This is a genomic window from Chryseobacterium echinoideorum, assembly GCF_007474535.1.
Taxonomy (GTDB): Bacteria; Bacteroidota; Bacteroidia; order Flavobacteriales; family Weeksellaceae; genus Chryseobacterium; species Chryseobacterium echinoideorum.
Map to the genome: position 1 here is coordinate 20,798 of NZ_VKNW01000009.1, position 17,721 is coordinate 38,518.

Here is a 17,721-nt window from a genome sequence, read left to right on the forward strand (position 1 = left end):
GATCAATATGGATTTTATAACTAAAATAGGTTATTTTTCAACAAATTAGTATTAAATAAATTAAAAAAATAAAATTATGAATAATCACGAAATTGATTACAAAATTCACGGCGAGGAAATGCAGTGTGTTGAGATTGAACTTGATCCACAAGAAAGTGTGATTGCTGAACCTGGAAGTTTTATGATGATGACAGAAGGGATAAAAATGGAAACGCTATTCGGAGATGGCAACGAAAAAGGATTAATGGGTAAACTTTTTTCCGCAGGGAAAAGGCTGCTTACAGGAGAAAATCTTTTTATGACTGTTTTCACCAATATCGCTCATAGTAAAAAGCATGTAACTTTTGCAGCTCCGTATACGGGTAAAATTATTCCTTTGGATTTGAGCCAGCTGGGTGGAAAAGTAATTTGTCAGAAAGACTCTTTTCTCTGTGCTGCAAAAGGTGTTTCTGTGGGAATTGAATTTCAGAAAAAACTGGGAACCGGGCTTTTTGGTGGCGAAGGATTTATTATGCAAAAGCTTGAAGGAGATGGGATGACGTTCGTACACAGCGGGGGTCACGTTATTGAAAAAGACCTGCAGCCGGGAGAAATTCTTAAAATTGATACAGGTTGTATTGTTGCATTTACAAAAACGGTTGATTATGATATTCAGATGGTTGGCGGAATCAAAAATACACTTTTTGGTGGTGAGGGCGTGTTCTTTGCTCAACTTCGGGGGCCTGGAAAAGTCTGGATTCAGACATTGCCTATTTCACGTCTTGCAGGAAGAATTCTTCAGTTCGGAACCGGACAACGAAAAGAAGAAGGCAGTATTCTGGGAGGTTTGGGAAATATTCTCGACGGTGATCGTTTCTAAAAAAAGACACAACCAAAGAGTTGTGTCTTTTATGGTTTAATTCATTTAATATTTCAACATATTTTTCTTTTGTAAAAAGATCCTTATTTATATTATCTGCCATAACAAACGGAACCTTTATTTACACACCTGAAACATTACAATAATTTTAAGCGATTTACATTTACCGGATCATTAATCCCCGGTCATCCATCCACGGATATTTTAGGTGTAATCAACCGTTTGAAGTGGCACAGAAGCCGTTCCGCCGACTTTTTTGATTTTGAGCTGCGAAAGTTCGTTGTACTCGTTTTAGGAGAGATAAAATGCTTATTACCAAAAAATTTAAAGACTTCTTTAATAAAAATGTAGCTGCGCTATAATACAAAAAGCCTCGCAAAATGCGAGGCTTTTTATTTATTTATCCGCGCAAAGATTCTGTGTTAAAAACCAAATGTTTTTCAATATTTTTGTAAAATTAAAGCGACCAAGAGTCAGCTTGTGTAGGGTGGAAATCTTTTTGATTTTTCGCCCTATTTTCTTCAAAGTTAGATTCGTAAAATGTTTTGTTTTTGAATAAGATGTACATTAATTCCAATAATTTTCTTTGTACGGCAACCAGACCTTTCATTTTTATTCCTGTTTTATTTACAATTCGGTAAAATAATTCGCGATGCTCCTTATTTAATCGCACTGCTGTCATTGCAGGAAAATGAAGCGTTTTACGTAAATTTTTATTTCCTTTTTTGCTGATCCTAGGCTTGCCCTTTACTGATGTACCCGATTGTTTTTCCCGAATATCCAGCCCTGCATAACTCGTTAGTTGTTTTTTGTTTCGCATTAATTCAAAACCGTTGGTTTCTGCTAAAACTGCAATAGCCGTAGCTTTTCCAACACCCGGAATACTACTCAGAAAAGCCACACCATCGGTAGCTTCAGTGCTGTTTCGAACCTCTTTATGCATATCGCTACTGATTTCTTTTTCCTGTTTCTTAAGCAATGAAATTCTTGCTTTCAAACGCTTGATGGTTTTAGCATTGGGCATAGCTTCGGTCTTTTCTGCGTGAAGCTGATTCATGCAAACAACACGCTCGCTAATCACTTGGTTTTTCTCCCGGCTTAACTGCTGAAGCTCTTTATATACTTTGTCTGAAGGGTGCCATTGCTCTAATTTTCTGCTTAATCCGAATTGTGCAATAGCGATGGAACAACTTTTATCAGTGATGGTTTTAATGTCCAAAGTACGCATGAAATTGCTTATTTTATTGGGCAAAACAATTACTACTTTCTCTCCTTTATCATAAAGAAAATAAGCAAACCGCTCGTGATAAACTCCCGTAGACTCCATCACAAAAACGAGATCTGCATCGGTGCTTTTTTTCTCATAAACCCATTTAATCAGCTTTTTAAAACCTTTTTCATTGTTGCTGAAAATCTGATAATCTCTCGTTTCTGTAGTCAAATCTTCTTTCAATTGTCCTAAAGCAACTACAAGTTCATTCTGTGCAACATCGACTCCTAAAACCTGTTTTAATACTTTCATATCTGCAAATTTTAATAAAGCAAAATCTTCCTTCGTTTTGTCTCCTGACTGTTATTCTAGATGTTTAATAAACTCTTTACATTCTGTTCAAACTCTAAAAGAAGTAAAGGAATGAGGATGTTTCTTTGCGCGAATATATCTTTTAGATTATTGAGCCCCAAATGTTCTCTCATCCCTTTTGCTTTTTTTGTAAATTTATTACTTTACAAACATAGGAGTTTCCCGACTTTGAGCAGATAGAAATAACCCCTCGCAATTTTGCGAGGGGTTTGTTTATATATCCTAATTACCTCCATTCAGTTGTGTTTTTCTACCATTCGGTTATATAAAGTTGATTGAGGATACTTTTCCGACATACATTTGTCTCAAGAAAACAAATTAATTTTTAAAATAAAAATATCATGGAAAATTTATCATTTAACAAAGAAAATTTAGCGTACGAAAAAGCTGCAAAGAGAGTTAAAGACTTAAAAAGTTTTTACGGAAATCTGATCTCATATTGTTTGGTCATCCCTTTTTTACTTATCATCAATCTACTTACATCACCGGAGCATTTGTGGTTTTACTGGCCAATGTTGGGATGGGGATTGGGTTTAACAATTCATGGTTTAAATACTTTTGGAATCGGAAAAGAATGGGAGGAAAGAAAAATAAACCAACTCATGGAACAGGAAAAAAATCAGTCAAAATCACTTTAATCAACCATCATTAATAATCTGTTATCATGAATCATACATCAGCGCAGCAACGAGTAAAAGAGCTTAAATCATTCTACAAAAACTGTATGTGGTTTGGTATTGTGGCAATAATTATCTTAGGAAGAAATTTTATTAAATGGATAAACACCGACTATACCTTTCACGGATCACTGGTTCTGACGGTTTGGGCAGTTGTTCTTACAGTAAAAGCAGTAAAATTATTTGTTCTGAATTCTGAATGGGAACAGAATGCCATCAAGAATGAAATGAATAATCTGAAAAAACATTAGTTTCTTAACGGAAATATTTATTTAATTTTAGCATTACATTTAACTTTGAAATTATACCTCAGAAATGATTAAAACTGTCATTATCGAAGATGAGAAGCCGGCTGCAAGAAAGCTTGAAAGAATGTTAGGTTTGTTTCCTGATTTAGAAATAGTTGCCAATCTGGATTCCGTGGAAGCCGCAGTAGAATGGCTTGCTGAAAATGATCATCCGCAGCTTATTTTTTCGGATATTGTTTTGGGTGATGGTCTTTCGTTTGATATTTTCGATAAAATCTCAACCAAAGCCTTTATTATTTACACAACGGCCTTCGATCAGTATACTTTAAAAGCATTTAAACTCAATAGTATAGATTATCTTTTGAAACCAATCATGGAAGAAGATCTTGCAGGAGCAATTGAGAAATTCAAGTCATTTATTCCTTCAGATAATTCTGTTAATTCATTAGAAATTAAGCAATTAATTAAAAAGGAGAAAAGCACGCTTTCCAGAATTTTAGTGAAAATCGGATATAACCTGAAAATCGTTCAGACGCATGAAGTAAGCTGTTTTTTCAGTGAAAATAAAATTGTCTATCTGCAGACTCTGGAAAGAACATATCCTTCGGATTTTACGCTGGAAGAACTGGAAGATGTTCTGGATGAAAAGAAATTTTTCCGGGTAAACCGACAGTTTATCATCAATTCAGATTACATCAAAAATATTCACACTTCGCCCAATTATAAAGTTGAGCTTGAATTTCAACCAAAGGAAGAAATTACCGTAAGCCGCGACCGCGTGAAAGATTTTAAAGACTGGCTGATAAGTTAGTTGGAAAGATAATAGAGAAAAAACAAAACCCCGAAACTGAATGCTTCAGGATTATTATTTAAATAAATTTGTTTTAAGAAATTACTCCGCTTCCAATCAGTTCTTCACCGATGTACCAAGATGCAAACTGACCTTCTGCAATAGCAGACTGCGGTGCTTCAAATTCTACATAGAATCCTTCTTCAAACTGATACAAAGTTGCTCTCTGCAACGGCTGTCTGTATCTGAATCTTGCCATTACTTCCATTGATTCTCCGTTTTTCAGTTTTAAATCTTCCCGGACCCAGTGCAGTTCAGAGTTATCAATTTTTAAAGCCCTTTTCAACAAACCGGGAAACTGATGTCCTTCTCCTACGAAAAGAATATTGTTTTCCATGTCTCTGGAGATGATAAAACAGCTTTCTTTATGTCCGCCAATTCCAAGTCCTTTACTTTGTCCGATCGTGAAAAACTGAGCGCCCTGATGTTTTCCGATCACTTTACCGTCGGGTTTTTTATAATTGACTTTTCGACTCAGATATTCCAATTCTTCCTGTTTTGATGAAAATTCAGGCATTTCTTCAGCAAAAAGTGGAGAATCTTTAAAAATTTCCACAATTTCGCCTTCTTTCGGAATCAATTGTTGCTGTAAAAACTGCGGTAAACTTACTTTTCCGATAAAACACAATCCCTGAGAATCTTTTTTATCTGCCGTTACCAAGCCGATTTCTTTAGCGATTTCCCGAACCTGAGGTTTCGTTAATTCTCCAATCGGAAACAAAGCTTTAGACAATTGATCCTGACTCAGCTGACATAAAAAGTAGGACTGATCTTTATTATTGTCTTTTCCGGCTAAAAGGTGAAAAATTTCTTTTCCGTTTTTGTCAAAAGTAGAATCTACTCTTGCGTAATGTCCGGTGGCCACTTTATCTGCGCCCAGAGACATTGCCGTCTTCATAAAAACATCGAATTTTACTTCTCTGTTGCACAGAACATCAGGATTGGGGGTTCTTCCTTTCTGATATTCATCGAACATATAATCTACGATTCTTTCTTTGTAAAGATCGCTCATATCAATCACCTGAAACGGAATTCCAAGTTTTTTAGCCACCATTAAGGCATCATTGCTGTCCTCTATCCACGGACACTCATCTTCTAATGTTACCGAAGCATCGTTCCAGTTTCTCATAAACAAAGCCACCACTTCGTGTCCTTGTTGTTGCAGCAAATATGCTGTAACGCTAGAATCCACTCCTCCGGATAATCCTACAACTACTTTCATGTTATTTCAATTTTACGAAACTCTTAACGGGAGTTCTTAGTTTGATGCGGCAAAAATACGACTAAAAAGATTCGCAGAAAAGTTATAATTTTAAACATTGATAAAAACGATTTATATATGAAAAAACTAATTATTTCTTTATGTGTTTTATGTTCAGGGTTGCTGATTTCTCAGGTTGCGGCAGATACGTCTCCTGAAAATAACCGTTGGACTTTCGGAGGAGGCGTCGGATTTGGTTTCGGAAACAATAATTATCTTAACCTTTCAGCTGCTCCAAGAGTGGGATACAGACTTACCGATGATCTTGAAGGCGGAGTTTTGGGAAGTATTTCGTGGCAGAAATCGAATGCTTACAGTTCAACGATGTTTGGAGTAGGTCCTTTTTTGAATTATTATATTGCAAGAACATTCTTTGTAAGTGCCAATTATCAGCATTATTTCATTAATTATAAAGATAAGTTTTATGATTTTAAAACCACTGAAAACGAAGACGCTTTGTATCTTGGTGGAGGTTATATGCAGAGAATCGGCAATAATTCTTATCTACAGCTTGGGCTGATGTATAATGTTTTGTGGAAAGAAAATTCGAGTATTTTCTCAAGTGGTCTAGTTCCTAATATTGGATTTGTGATAGGACTTTAGTGAATTACCTTTATTTTTTATAAATCAAAAAAGCACCGGAGAAATTCTCCGATGCTTTCTTTTTTTATAGTTTAGTTATTTAATCTAAGACTGTGACTTTTCAGCAGATGATTTTTTAGGTTTTGAAGTTTTACCTTCTAAGCCGTCTTTCGCTTCATTCAAGTCCAAAACAACGGTTTCTCCTTCGGTTAATTGTTTATTAACCAGCATTTCTGCTAACAAATCTTCAATATATTTCTGAATAGCTCTTTTCAGCGGTCTTGCCCCGAAATCTTTATCCCATCCTTTTTCTGAAATGAAATCTTTGGCTGCGTCAGTTAACTCAACTTTATAATTCAGTTTTTCAAGTCTTCCGTACAGTTTGTTGAGTTCAATATCAATAATTTTCTTAATGTCATCTTTTTCAAGAGAGTTAAAAATAATGATATCGTCAATTCTGTTAAGAAATTCTGGAGCAAATGCTTTCTTAAGAGCATTTTCAATAGTGCTTCTCGCTCTTGAGTCTGAGTTGGTTTTTTTAGCATTGGTTCCAAAGCCAACACCATCGCCAAAATCTTTAATATCTCTTGTTCCGATATTGGATGTCAGGATAATAATGGTGTTTCTGAAATCAATTTTTCTTCCCAAGCTGTCGGTAACGTGACCTTCATCCAAAATCTGAAGTAAAATATTGAATACATCAGGATGGGCTTTTTCAATTTCGTCCAAAAGAACTACTGCATAAGGCTTTCTTCTTACGGCTTCAGTCAATTGTCCGCCTTCTTCATAACCAACATATCCCGGAGGCGCACCCACCAATCTTGAAACGGCAAATTTTTCCATGTACTCACTCATGTCAATTCTGATCAAAGCTTCGTCAGAATCAAAAAGCTCTCTTGCCATTACTTTACCAAGCTCGGTTTTTCCGACACCTGTAGTTCCAAGGAAAATAAAGGTTCCGATAGGTCTGTTAGGATCTTTCAGTCCGGCTCTGTTTCTCTGAATGGCTTTTACCACTTTTTTCACCGCATCTTCCTGTCCGATTACTTTTCCGTTGAGCTTCTCATCCATCTGAGCCAGCTTATCAAGCTCATTTTTGCCCACTTTAGTTACGGGAACACCACTCATCATAGAAACAACTTCTGCAACATTTTCTTCTGAAACGGTTTCTTTCTTTTCTTTAACATCTTTGTCCCATTGATCCTGAGCAGAATTCAGTTCCATTTGTAAACGCTCCTCCTCATCCTTCAGTTTTCTGGCTTCCAGATAATCCTGTGCTTTAACAGCTTTTTGCTTTAATTCTTTGATTTCTTCAATTTTCTTTTCAAAATCAATAATGGCTGTAGGAACTTTCATGTTTTTGATATATACACGAGATCCGGCTTCATCCATTGCATCAATTGCTTTGTCTGGTAAAAAGCGATCGGTAATATATCTTGAGGTAAGGTTTACGCAAGCAGCAATTGCTTCCGGAGTATATACTACATTGTGATGCTCTTCGTATTTATCTTTGATCTGATTCAGAATCTGAATAGTTTCTTCAATAGTAGTAGGCTCTACCATTACCTTCTGAAATCTTCTTTCTAAAGCTCCGTCTTTTTCAATATACTGGCGGTATTCGTCTAGCGTTGTAGCTCCAATGCATTGAATTTCACCTCTGGCCAAAGCCGGTTTGAACATATTGGAAGCATCTAAACTTCCAGTAGAACTTCCTGCCCCTACAATAGTGTGAAGCTCATCAATGAATAAAATTACATCACGGTTCTTTTCAAGCTCTGTCATGATGGCTTTCATTCTTTCTTCAAACTGACCACGGTATTTTGTCCCTGCAACTAAACTTGCAAGATCCAGCGTAATCACTCTTTTGCCAAAAAGAACTCTTGAAACTTTTTTCTGTTGAATTCTTAGCGCAAGACCTTCTGCAATTGCAGATTTACCGACACCTGGTTCACCAATTAGCAAAGGATTGTTTTTCTTTCTTCTTGATAAAATCTGAGAAACTCTTTCAATTTCTTTCTCACGTCCGATCACAGGATCTAATTTCCCATCACGTGCCAAAGAGGTAAGATCTCTTCCGAAATTGTCTAATGTGGGAGTTTTGCTTTTGGCAGAACCCAAATTCCCTGTCGGCTTTCTCATCTGCTCAAAATCTTCTCTGTCATCATCGTCATCATAAGCAGAATTTTGAGGGGATTGACCAGAATTTTTCAGCATAGTCTGGTACTCTTTTGAAACTCCTTCATAGTCAACGTCGTAAGCTCCCAAAATATTGGAAGTAGGATCTTCATATTTATACAGAATACCTAAAAGCAAATGAACGGTATTAATTTCATTTGTTTTATACTGTCTGCATTCCAGTTCTGCACGTTTTACGGCATGATCTGCCATTTTAGTGAAAGAAATATTGGTAACCTCTTCAGAAATAGGGTTTAAACTTGCTGTATTTAAAGTTTCAATTTTTCTTCTGATTTGTGTTAAATCCGCATTAAGGTTCTGAAGGATTTCTTTTGCAGAGTTTTCTGTTTTTATAATACCTAAAAGTAGATGTTCTGTATTAAGAAATTCACTTTTCAGCCTTCGAGCTTCATTTTTGCTTTGCTTGAACACTTGGCTCAAACCTTGTGAAAACTTATAATCCATAATTTATCTCATTAGAATAAAAGCAGCGTTGCTTTGTATTCGTTATCTAAATTACAAATATTTTACCAAAAAACAATTAATGACTTTATGGCAGAAAAAAGTTTTTTATCTTCCTGAAAATGATTAAGTTTGTTGTTCTCAAATTTTCCTCATGAATCCCGAAATCGCTACTTATATTGGTTATACCGCTTCTGTTTTTATTGTTTTAAGTTTTATTCTTAAAGATTTAACCAAAATAAGAATTGTTAACCTTATCGGATGCATCTGTTTTGTGGTATATGGTGTATTCAGCGGGATGCTTTGGCCGGTTATTATTCCCAACGGGATTATTTGTTTTGTGCAAATTTACCATCTACTGACTGCAAAAAAGAAATAATGGCTTATAAAAAAGTTCTTGTTTCTGCTTTTAGCAACCTTTACACCGATCAGAGAATAGAAAAAGTCTGCAGAACTTTACATGAAAAGGGATATGATGTTGAGCTTATCGGAAATAATTGGGGCGGAGAAGCCATCATGCAGCGTCCTTATCCTTTTTCAAGGATTCCACTGCTTTCAAAAAGTTTAAAAACGGCTTATTTTGAATTTAACTGGAAGTTGTATCATTGTCTTAAATCAAAAACTGATAATAATACCATTCTTCTCGCAAATGATCTGGATGCACTTCTTCCGAATTATTTAATTTCAAAAAAAAGGAATATCCCTCTGATTTTTGACAGTCATGAAATTTTTTCCGAAATGCCTGCCATCCAGGGCAAAATGTCTCAAAAACTGTGGCGGTATCTGCAAAATAAAATTGTTCCGAAATTGAATTTTATGATAACGGCAAGCGAAAGCTATGGGAAATGGTTTCAGGATCAGTATAAAATTCAGCCGGTTATTGTTCAGAATTCGCCGAGAAAAATAGAGTTGAATATGAAGATTTCGGATCATCAGCCAAAAATATTGTTGTATCAGGGCGCTATTAATCCGTTTCGAGGAATTGACAAAGCCATTTTGGCAATGCATCATCTTGAAAATGTCATTTTTAAAATTGCAGGCGACGGACCCATGAAAAAAGAATATGAAGCATTGGTGACTCAGGAAAAACTTCAGGACAAGGTACAGTTTTTAGGAAAACTATTACCGGAGGATTTGAGAAAAGAAACATTATTGGCAGATTGCGGAATGAGTATCGAAGAAAATGGCGGAGAAAGTTATTTTTATTCTTTACCCAATAAAGTTTTAGATTGCATTCAGGCGAGGGTGCCTTTGATTCTGACACCGTTTCCGGAAATGGAAAATATCAAAAAGCAGTTTGATGTAGGGGAAATTATTCATAATCATCAACCCGGGTCAATTGCAGAGGCAGTAAAAAAAGTTTTAGATAAAGGCAGAAATAACTACCAGTACGAGCTGGAAAATGCCGCAGATTTTTTTTGCTGGGAAAATGAAGAGGTAAAAATTCTTTCTGTTTTTGAAAAAGCGGCTTCTCAATAGCAAAAGGTCTATAAAATCCCTGAACAGATTCCATAGGCAAATTTTTATCAATTATCTTTGCAAAAGACAATAATTGCATGAGAGTTTATAATACGAAACATTTTCTGAAAATTCTTTTCAGCTTACATAAAAGTGATACTTTAAAAATCCTATTTCCGACGATGGTTTTGATGTCGGTATATTCTTATGGTGTGCAATATCTTGAGATTGAATATTTTCATTTAACATCAAAGTCAAAAGTCAGCAATGTAGGAATGATTCATTCTTTACTGGGTTTTGTCCTGTCATTACTACTGGTTTTCCGAACCAATACAGCGTATGACAGATGGTGGGAAGGCAGGAAGCTTTGGGGAAAACTGGTGAACGATTCCCGTAATTTTGCCATAAAAATCAATACGATTCTTGTGGATGACAGGCAATCTGCGCATCAGATCGCAAGATATGTAAAATATTTTCCTCACTTTCTGGCAAAACATCTTTCAAAAGAATCTACCAGACTTGCCTTAGACGAAGATTATTCTGAAATTGAAAAATCGCTGACGAATCACGGACCTTCGGATTTAATCGTGCTTCTTTCCCACAAATTATATCAGCTTAAAAAAGAAGGAAAGATTTCGGATACGGAAATGCTGTTTCTGGATACTCAGCTTTCGGGTTTTCTGGATGTCTGCGGAGGCTGTGAAAGAATTAAAAATACACCGATTCCTTATTCTTATTCATCATTTATTAAAAAGTTTATCATTCTGTATGTTTTGGCATTGCCGGTGGCGTATGTCATTAATCTCGGATATTTTATGATCCCGCTTACCGTTTTTGTGTATTATGTTCTGATGAGTCTGGAACTCATTGCAGAAGAAATTGAGGATCCTTTTAATAATGATGAAAATGATATTCCGATGGAAGCTATTGCTCAGAATATCGAAAGGAATGTACATCAGATTATGGGCGGAAAGAAATAAGAAGGGTTTCAATATTATAAAGATTAAAATCCAATGTCAAAGAAGAATTCGTAAATAAATAATAAGAAATAAATCAATTATTTTGGTACATAAATTAAAACTTGAGGAACTCAACAGAATAGATGTAGAAACATTTAAAAAGACCAATAAAATTCCTTTAGTAGTTATTTTAGACAATGTTAGGAGTATGCATAACGTAGGAGCAGCTTTCAGAACGGCAGATGCGTTTTTGGTTGAAAAAATTGTACTCTGCGGTATTACACCACAGCCGCCGCACCGTGAAATTCATAAAGCAGCTCTGGGAGCTACAGAAAGTGTTGACTGGAGTTATGAAAAAGATATTAATACGGCAATTGACGATCTGAAAAATAAAGGTTTTGAAATTCTCGGAATTGAGCAGACATCAGACAGCAAAATGATTTCGGATTTTGTGATTGAACAATCTAAAAAATATGCAGTGATTTTAGGAAATGAAGTTGACGGAATCAGTGATGAGGCACTTCCAAATATTGATGCCTTTCTTGAAATTCCGCAATTGGGAACCAAACATTCTCTAAATGTAAGTGTTTGTGGTGGTATTGTGATGTGGGAGTTTGCAAAAGCCCTAAAATAAAAAACTGCTTCTGTCCGAAAGACAGTGCAGTTTGAAATAAATCTAATAAAAAGTAAAAATGAAAGGCGACAAAGATACGTTTTTTTTATAATCCGACAAAATTTTTAACTCAAAGTTTTAAAATTTCAAAAAAAAACTTTATTATTAGGAAATGGTTTCGTTGAATTTTTTATAAATTAGCACAATGTTTATCAAGGACTATGTCTCAAAAGATTTTCCGTGTTTTCACCTTACTGACTCTATAGAATCGGCAAGAGAAACAATAGAAGCATTTGGATATACACATATTTTCATCAAAAAATCTCATCACTTTTATGGTGCGATTGCCAAAGACTTTCTCTACGAAGAAGAGGGTCTGCTCAAAAATCTGGAACATCAGATTGAGCGTTTTGCTATTTTTGAGGACAATAATATTTTAGACAGCATTCGTCTTTTTTATACTTTTAATGCGAATGTGATACCTGTTATCAATAAATCTGAAAAGTACTTAGGATATATAACCTGCGATGATGTTTTTCAGACATTGTCAAGATACCCTCTTTTTTCAGAAACAGGAGCCATTATTACCGTAGAAATTCCTGCCAGAAAATATTCGATGACAGAAATTGCCAATATTGTTGAAAGCAACAACTCAAAATTTTACGGAGGCTTTATCAGTATGATTTCTGATGAGGTGATACAGGTTACTGTAAAAATGAGTAATGAAAATCTGGCTTCCATTGATGCAACATTCGACAGATACGACTACAGAGTTGTAGAGAAATACTATTCTGACGAAAAAACAGATTTGTTGAAAGACCGGTTCGGCTTTTTACAGAAATTTATAGAAATCTAATATGAAGGCAGCCATTTATTCTCAGAAAAAAGATCTTGATACTTTTTTATATTTAAGCAAATTTATTTCTGAACTGGAAAGCAGGGGAGTACAGTCTGTTTTGTATAACGAAATGGCAGAAGCGCTTCAGTTTTCAAAGATTTTTGAGACTTTTGCCCATAAACAGGACCTTATCGAGAAAAAAGTAGACTTATTCTTTACTTTTGGAGGAGACGGAACTATTGTAAACTCATTAACTTTTATTGAAGATCTGGAAATTCCGATTGTCGGGGTTAATACCGGACGACTGGGTTTCTTGGCAAGTTTTACCAAAGAAGAAGCTTTCAAAGAATTAGATTCTATACTGAAAGGAAATATAAAAACCAGCCGCCGCTCTGTGATTGAAGTAGTATCTCCAAGATCAGATGCATTTTTTCCTTATGCATTAAATGATGTTACGATTTCCAGAAAAGAAACAACATCCATGGTTACGGTAGATTCTTACATTAATAACGAATTTCTGAATGTTTTCTGGGGTGATGGAGTTATCGTTTCTACCCCAACAGGATCTACTGCTTATTCATTAAGCTGCGGAGGTCCTATCATTTCTCCCAACAACGAAAATTTTGTCATCACACCCATTGCACCACACAATCTCAATGTGAGACCTTTGGTCGTTAATGATAAAGTAGAAATTAAATTTAAAGTTGAAAGCCGCGTTCCTCAATATTCACTTTCATTAGATTCAAGATTGATTCATATTGAAACAGATCAGGAAATTGTGATCAGAAAAGCAGGTTTCCAGATTTTGCTGGTACAGCCGGACAATCTCAGCTTCTATGAAACCATCCGACAGAAGCTTCTGTGGGGGAGAGACAAAAGAAATTAATTATTGATCAAAAAATATTATCTTTACAAGAATTTTTTAAACTAAACTTAATCTTATATAAAAGCTAAAATATGAGCAGAATTTTCCCGGCAGGAGTTGCCACAGGTCAGTTAGTTACAGATATTTTTCAGTATGCAAAAGAAAATAAATTTGCATTACCTGCAGTAAACGTAATCGGTTCAAGCAACGTAAACGCTGTAATGGAAACTGCTGCAAAATTAAATTCACCTGTTATTATTCAGTTTTCCAACGGAGGAGCTGCTTACAACGCAGGAAAAGGATTAAGCAACGATGCGCAGAAATCTGCTATTTTGGGAGGTATTGCAGGAGCTAAACATATTCATACTTTGGCGGAAGCTTACGGAGCAACGGTAATTCTGCATACAGATCACGCTGCAAAAAAATTGTTGCCTTGGATTGACGGTTTGATGGAAGCTAACGAAGAATTCTACAAGCAAACAGGAAAATCACTTTATTCTTCTCACATGCTTGATCTTTCTGAAGAATCTTTAGAAGAAAATCTTGAAATTTCAGCTGAATATTTCGAGAAAATGGCAAAAATGCAAATGACTTTGGAAGTTGAAATCGGGGTAACCGGAGGTGAGGAAGATGGTGTTGATAATTCTGATGTTGACAATTCTAAATTATATACTCAGCCGGAAGATGTAGCATATACCTACGAAAAGCTTAAAGCTATTTCTGACAATTTTACAATTGCAGCTGCTTTCGGAAATGTTCATGGAGTTTACAAACCGGGTAACGTAGTTTTAACTCCGAAAATCTTAGATAATTCTCAGAAGTTTGTACAGGAGAAATTTGGTACTGCTGAAAAGCCAATCAATTTTGTATTCCACGGTGGTTCAGGTTCTACTTTAGAAGAAATCAGAGAAGCAATTGATTACGGGGTAATTAAGATGAATATTGATACCGACCTTCAGTTTGCTTATACAGAAGGAATCAGAGATTATATGACAGAAAATATCGAATATCTGAAAACTCAGATCGGAAATCCTGATGGAGAAGATAAGCCAAACAAGAAATTCTATGATCCAAGAGTTTGGATCAGAAAAGGAGAAGAAACTTTCTCTAAAAGGCTGATAAAGGCATTTGAAGATTTAAATAACGTAAATACGCTTAAATAAATTGTAAATTTTGGATTATAAATTTTAAATGACCTTTAAAATCTAAAATTCAAAATCTAAAATCTAAAATTTTATAAATGGCATTCGACTGGTTTAAAAGAAAAGCACAAAATATTACCACTTCTACAGACGAGAAAAAGGATGTGCCGAAAGGTCTTTGGCATCAGACTCCGTCGGGAAAAGTTGTGGAACACGAGGAGCTGAAAAAAAACAACTATGTTTCTCCTGAAGACGGATTTCATGTAAGAATAGGGAGTGCAGAGTTTTTTGACATCCTTTTTGACGAAGGCAAATTCACAGAGCTGGACGCTAATGTTGAAAGCATTGATATGCTTAATTTCAAAGATACCAAATCTTATACAGACCGTTTGAAGGAAGTAAAAGCAAAAACAAAACTTACAGATTCTATCAGAAATGCGGTCGGTGATGTCAACGGAACCAAACTGGTCGTTTCGTGTATGGATTTTGCTTTTATCGGAGGTTCTTTGGGTTCTGTAATGGGAGAAAAAATCAGAAGAGCAGTAGATTACTGTCTGGAGAAAAAACTTCCTTATATGATTATCTGCCAATCTGGTGGAGCAAGAATGCAGGAAGCTACATACTCTTTGATGCAGCTGGCAAAAGTACAGTCAAAACTGGCTCAGCTTTCTGAAGCTGGACTTTTGTACATTGCTTATCTTTGTGATCCTACTTTTGGAGGAATTACCGCATCTTTTGCAATGACAGCAGATATCATCATGGCAGAACCAAAAGCGTTGATCGGATTTGCAGGACCAAGAGTAATTCGTGAGACCATCGGAAGAGATCTACCGGAAGGCTTCCAGACTTCAGAGTTTTTACAACAGAAAGGTTTTGTAGATTTTATCGTGAAAAGAACAGAAATAAAAGATAAAGTATCTAAGACAGTAAATCTATTGGCTGCAAAAGCATAAAGTTTCAACTAATAAAACAAATCTCTCTCAGTTTGGGAGAGATTTTTTGTTGTAATACCCATAATAATTTAATCTAATTTTAAAACTTGTATAGCTTTATATTGAAGTTAAACCACAAAACAGCAGTTTATGAGAACTTTTAAAGTGATTTTCAATACGATACGAAGCATGAGTTTCAAAAAAATTCTCAAGCTTTTATCTGCTGTTTTGCCACATCCTCTTTTTTCGGTTCTAAGTTTTTATGCAACAGTAAAAGCTTTTTCTATTGCGCAGAAGCTCTATCCTAAAACAGCATCTAAAAACGGAAAAGGAAATGCATTCAGACATGCTTTTTGGTGCTGTCTTATTATGATGTACTGCAGTAAAGTATCTTCTCCGGAGAAAGCCTTTAACTTCTGCAAAAAAATTACAGATCTTCATGAAGAATTGTTCCCGAATGAGCCTTTAGAAACCAAAATGGATCTGCATAACAATAAAATCGGGATGGATTATTTCATGGAACTTTTACCCGGAATCCACCGGCAGTTTTTTGAGAAAAGCTTTTTCATTGATGAATTGCAGAAAAAAACGGCTCATGCAAAAGTCTTAAAAAGTTTAGACGATGATTTTGAAGGCTTCTTGGTGTATTTGGATGAAAAATAACTTTTGATTTTAACGATTAAAAAAACTAATATTTAAGGTAAGTTACGCTTAATCATTTTAACATCTAATCAATCTTAATAGTTCAAAAAGTAAAAGTTTTTTTAGGTTTTACTTTTAATTTATTATCTTTTCTAAAATTAATTCAATAAAATGGTTCTCAGTAGAATTTGGTCAGCATTTATCATTATTGCAATTGCCGTTGCAAGCGTTAAATATATTTCTTCGGGTCATTATAAGACCATTTTCAATGATATGGTTGTTGGAAGGGGTGGAGATACGGTACGAATTGCGACTCAAACGATGAACGAGTTTTCACCTGTTGTAAAAGAAGGTCTCACGAAGAGCAGTGATTTTGTAAATAACAGGATTCACTACAAAACAGATTCTCTTAAGCAAAATGTTCAGGTCTACCGGGTTCAGCAAACCGATGGTGTCATTGGAACTTCTGAGACCGCTGTGAAAATTTGTTTGGGATTAATAGGAATTATGGCTCTTTTTATGGGGTTTATGGCGATTGCTGAAAAAGCAGGCGGAATCAATTTATTAAGCAGATTAATTCAGCCTTTTTTCTCAAGATTATTTCCCGAAATTCCAAAAAACCATCCTGCTTTCGGACATATGCTGATGAACTTCAGCGCCAATCTTTTAGGTTTAGATAATGCAGCAACTCCTTTCGGACTCAAAGCAATGGAAAGTTTACAGGCATTAAACCCCAATAAAGACACAGCGAGCAATTCGCAGATTATGTTTCTTTGTCTTCATGCAGGAGGGATGACCCTTATTCCTGTTTCTATTATTGCATTGAGAGCTTCTGCCGGTTCACAAAATCCGACAGACATATTTCTTTATTGTATGATAGCGACTTTTGCAGCAACATTGGCAGCAATGATTATTGTATCAATTTATCAGAAAATAAACCTTTTACAGCCTGTTCTTTTAGCCTATATCGGCGGGATTTCTTTGCTTGTCGGGCTTCTTGTCGCTTATTTAGTTGGTTTAAGCAAAGAAAATCTGGATACTTTCAGTCAGGTTTTGAGCAACGGATTGATACTTTTTATCTTTATTGCCATTGTTTTGGGAGCTCTTTATAAAAAAATAAATGTATTTGATGCTTTTATTGATGGTGCTAAAGAAGGTTTTACGACAAGTGTGAAAATTATTCCTTATTTAGTAGGAATGCTGATTGCCATTTCGCTTTTGAGAACTTCCGGAGTTTTTGAAGTCATCATTGATGGCATGAAATGGGTAGCGAATTTTTTCAGCCTTGATGCAAGATTTGTAGACGGACTTCCGACAGCTTTAATTAAACCTTTATCAGGCTCCGGAGCCCGCGGAATGATGATGGATACAATGGCAACTTTCGGACCCGATAGTTTCCAAGGGAAATTGGCAGCCGTACTTCAGGGAAGTTCGGATACGACATTTTACGTGATTGCAGTTTACTTCGGTGCAGTAGCTGTTAAAAATACGAGATATACTGTAATTGCGATGCTTTTGGCAGATTTGGTAGGCGTGATCACTGCTATTTTATTGGCTTATATGTTTTTTGCTTAAT

Annotated in this window: 18 protein-coding genes; 15 read left to right on the plus strand and 3 right to left on the minus strand. The window is 35.5% G+C overall.

Annotation, left to right across the window (positions count from 1 at the left end):
- Window positions 1–76 precede the first annotated feature (76 nt).
- Entirely contained in the window at window positions 77–859 is a 783-nt protein-coding gene (locus FOL89_RS12285) for a TIGR00266 family protein (RefSeq protein ID WP_144283099.1), read from the plus strand.
- A gap of 457 nt (window positions 860–1,316) precedes the next feature.
- Here FOL89_RS12285 and FOL89_RS12290 read toward each other — a convergent pair whose 3' ends face one another.
- Window positions 1,317–2,381, minus strand: coding sequence for an IS110 family RNA-guided transposase (locus FOL89_RS12290; RefSeq protein ID WP_144283100.1), 1,065 nt, complete (start codon window positions 2,379–2,381; stop codon window positions 1,317–1,319).
- 401 nt (window positions 2,382–2,782) lie between these two features.
- Here FOL89_RS12290 and FOL89_RS12295 point away from each other — a divergent pair, with 401 nt between their 5' ends.
- From FOL89_RS12295 to FOL89_RS12305, 3 genes are all read left to right on the plus strand, one after another.
- The gene (locus FOL89_RS12295) at window positions 2,783–3,079 is read left to right on the plus strand and encodes a 2TM domain-containing protein (protein ID WP_089744623.1); all 297 of its coding nucleotides are present in this window, start codon (window positions 2,783–2,785) and stop codon (window positions 3,077–3,079) included.
- A gap of 26 nt (window positions 3,080–3,105) precedes the next feature.
- Entirely contained in the window at window positions 3,106–3,369 is a 264-nt protein-coding gene (locus FOL89_RS12300) for a 2TM domain-containing protein (protein ID WP_144283101.1), read from the plus strand.
- Window positions 3,370–3,433: 64 nt separating this feature from the next.
- Window positions 3,434–4,177 carry a LytR/AlgR family response regulator transcription factor gene (locus FOL89_RS12305; RefSeq protein WP_144283102.1) on the plus strand — a complete coding sequence of 248 codons (744 nt, stop codon included), beginning with the start codon at window positions 3,434–3,436 and terminating at the stop codon, window positions 4,175–4,177.
- Between the two features lie 73 nt (window positions 4,178–4,250).
- On the opposite strand, the gene mnmA is transcribed toward FOL89_RS12305, so the two are convergent.
- Complete coding sequence (gene mnmA / locus FOL89_RS12310) at window positions 4,251–5,438, minus strand: tRNA 2-thiouridine(34) synthase MnmA (protein WP_144283103.1); 1,188 nt, start codon at window positions 5,436–5,438, stop codon at window positions 4,251–4,253.
- A gap of 117 nt (window positions 5,439–5,555) precedes the next feature.
- On the opposite strand from mnmA, the gene FOL89_RS12315 reads away from it, so the two are divergent.
- The gene (locus FOL89_RS12315) at window positions 5,556–6,080 is read left to right on the plus strand and encodes a hypothetical protein (protein WP_144283104.1); all 525 of its coding nucleotides are present in this window, start codon (window positions 5,556–5,558) and stop codon (window positions 6,078–6,080) included.
- Between the two features lie 84 nt (window positions 6,081–6,164).
- Here the strand turns inward: FOL89_RS12315 and FOL89_RS12320 are convergent, their stop codons facing one another.
- Entirely contained in the window at window positions 6,165–8,699 is a 2,535-nt protein-coding gene (locus tag FOL89_RS12320; protein WP_144283105.1) for an ATP-dependent Clp protease ATP-binding subunit, read from the minus strand.
- Window positions 8,700–8,850: 151 nt separating this feature from the next.
- Here FOL89_RS12320 and FOL89_RS12325 point away from each other — a divergent pair, with 151 nt between their 5' ends.
- From FOL89_RS12325 to FOL89_RS12370, 10 genes are all read left to right on the plus strand, one after another.
- Entirely contained in the window at window positions 8,851–9,075 is a 225-nt protein-coding gene (locus FOL89_RS12325; protein WP_144283106.1) for a uroporphyrinogen decarboxylase, read from the plus strand.
- Window positions 9,075–10,175: a glycosyltransferase gene (locus FOL89_RS12330; RefSeq protein ID WP_144283107.1), complete on the plus strand. Its 1,101-nt coding sequence runs from the start codon at window positions 9,075–9,077 to the stop codon at window positions 10,173–10,175. Before FOL89_RS12325 ends, FOL89_RS12330 begins: the two co-directional genes overlap by 1 nt.
- A gap of 77 nt (window positions 10,176–10,252) precedes the next feature.
- Window positions 10,253–11,134 (plus strand): bestrophin family protein, encoded by an 882-nt coding sequence (locus FOL89_RS12335; RefSeq protein ID WP_144283108.1) that lies wholly within the window; start codon window positions 10,253–10,255, stop codon window positions 11,132–11,134.
- Between the two features lie 82 nt (window positions 11,135–11,216).
- Complete coding sequence (locus FOL89_RS12340; RefSeq protein WP_144283109.1) at window positions 11,217–11,747, plus strand: RNA methyltransferase; 531 nt, start codon at window positions 11,217–11,219, stop codon at window positions 11,745–11,747.
- Between the two features lie 184 nt (window positions 11,748–11,931).
- Window positions 11,932–12,582, plus strand: coding sequence for a CBS domain-containing protein (locus FOL89_RS12345; RefSeq protein ID WP_144283110.1), 651 nt, complete (start codon window positions 11,932–11,934; stop codon window positions 12,580–12,582).
- 1 nt (window position 12,583) lies between these two features.
- Window positions 12,584–13,450, plus strand: coding sequence for an NAD kinase (locus FOL89_RS12350; RefSeq protein ID WP_144283111.1), 867 nt, complete (start codon window positions 12,584–12,586; stop codon window positions 13,448–13,450).
- A gap of 71 nt (window positions 13,451–13,521) precedes the next feature.
- Window positions 13,522–14,592, plus strand: coding sequence for a class II fructose-bisphosphate aldolase (fbaA, locus tag FOL89_RS12355; RefSeq protein ID WP_144283112.1), 1,071 nt, complete (start codon window positions 13,522–13,524; stop codon window positions 14,590–14,592).
- Window positions 14,593–14,669: 77 nt separating this feature from the next.
- Complete coding sequence (gene accD, locus FOL89_RS12360) at window positions 14,670–15,524, plus strand: acetyl-CoA carboxylase, carboxyltransferase subunit beta (RefSeq protein ID WP_144283113.1); 855 nt, start codon at window positions 14,670–14,672, stop codon at window positions 15,522–15,524.
- A gap of 129 nt (window positions 15,525–15,653) precedes the next feature.
- Window positions 15,654–16,166 carry a DUF6973 domain-containing protein gene (locus FOL89_RS12365; protein WP_144283114.1) on the plus strand — a complete coding sequence of 171 codons (513 nt, stop codon included), beginning with the start codon at window positions 15,654–15,656 and terminating at the stop codon, window positions 16,164–16,166.
- 150 nt (window positions 16,167–16,316) lie between these two features.
- Window positions 16,317–17,720 carry a nucleoside recognition domain-containing protein gene (locus FOL89_RS12370; protein WP_144283115.1) on the plus strand — a complete coding sequence of 468 codons (1,404 nt, stop codon included), beginning with the start codon at window positions 16,317–16,319 and terminating at the stop codon, window positions 17,718–17,720.
- Window position 17,721 lies beyond the last annotated feature (1 nt).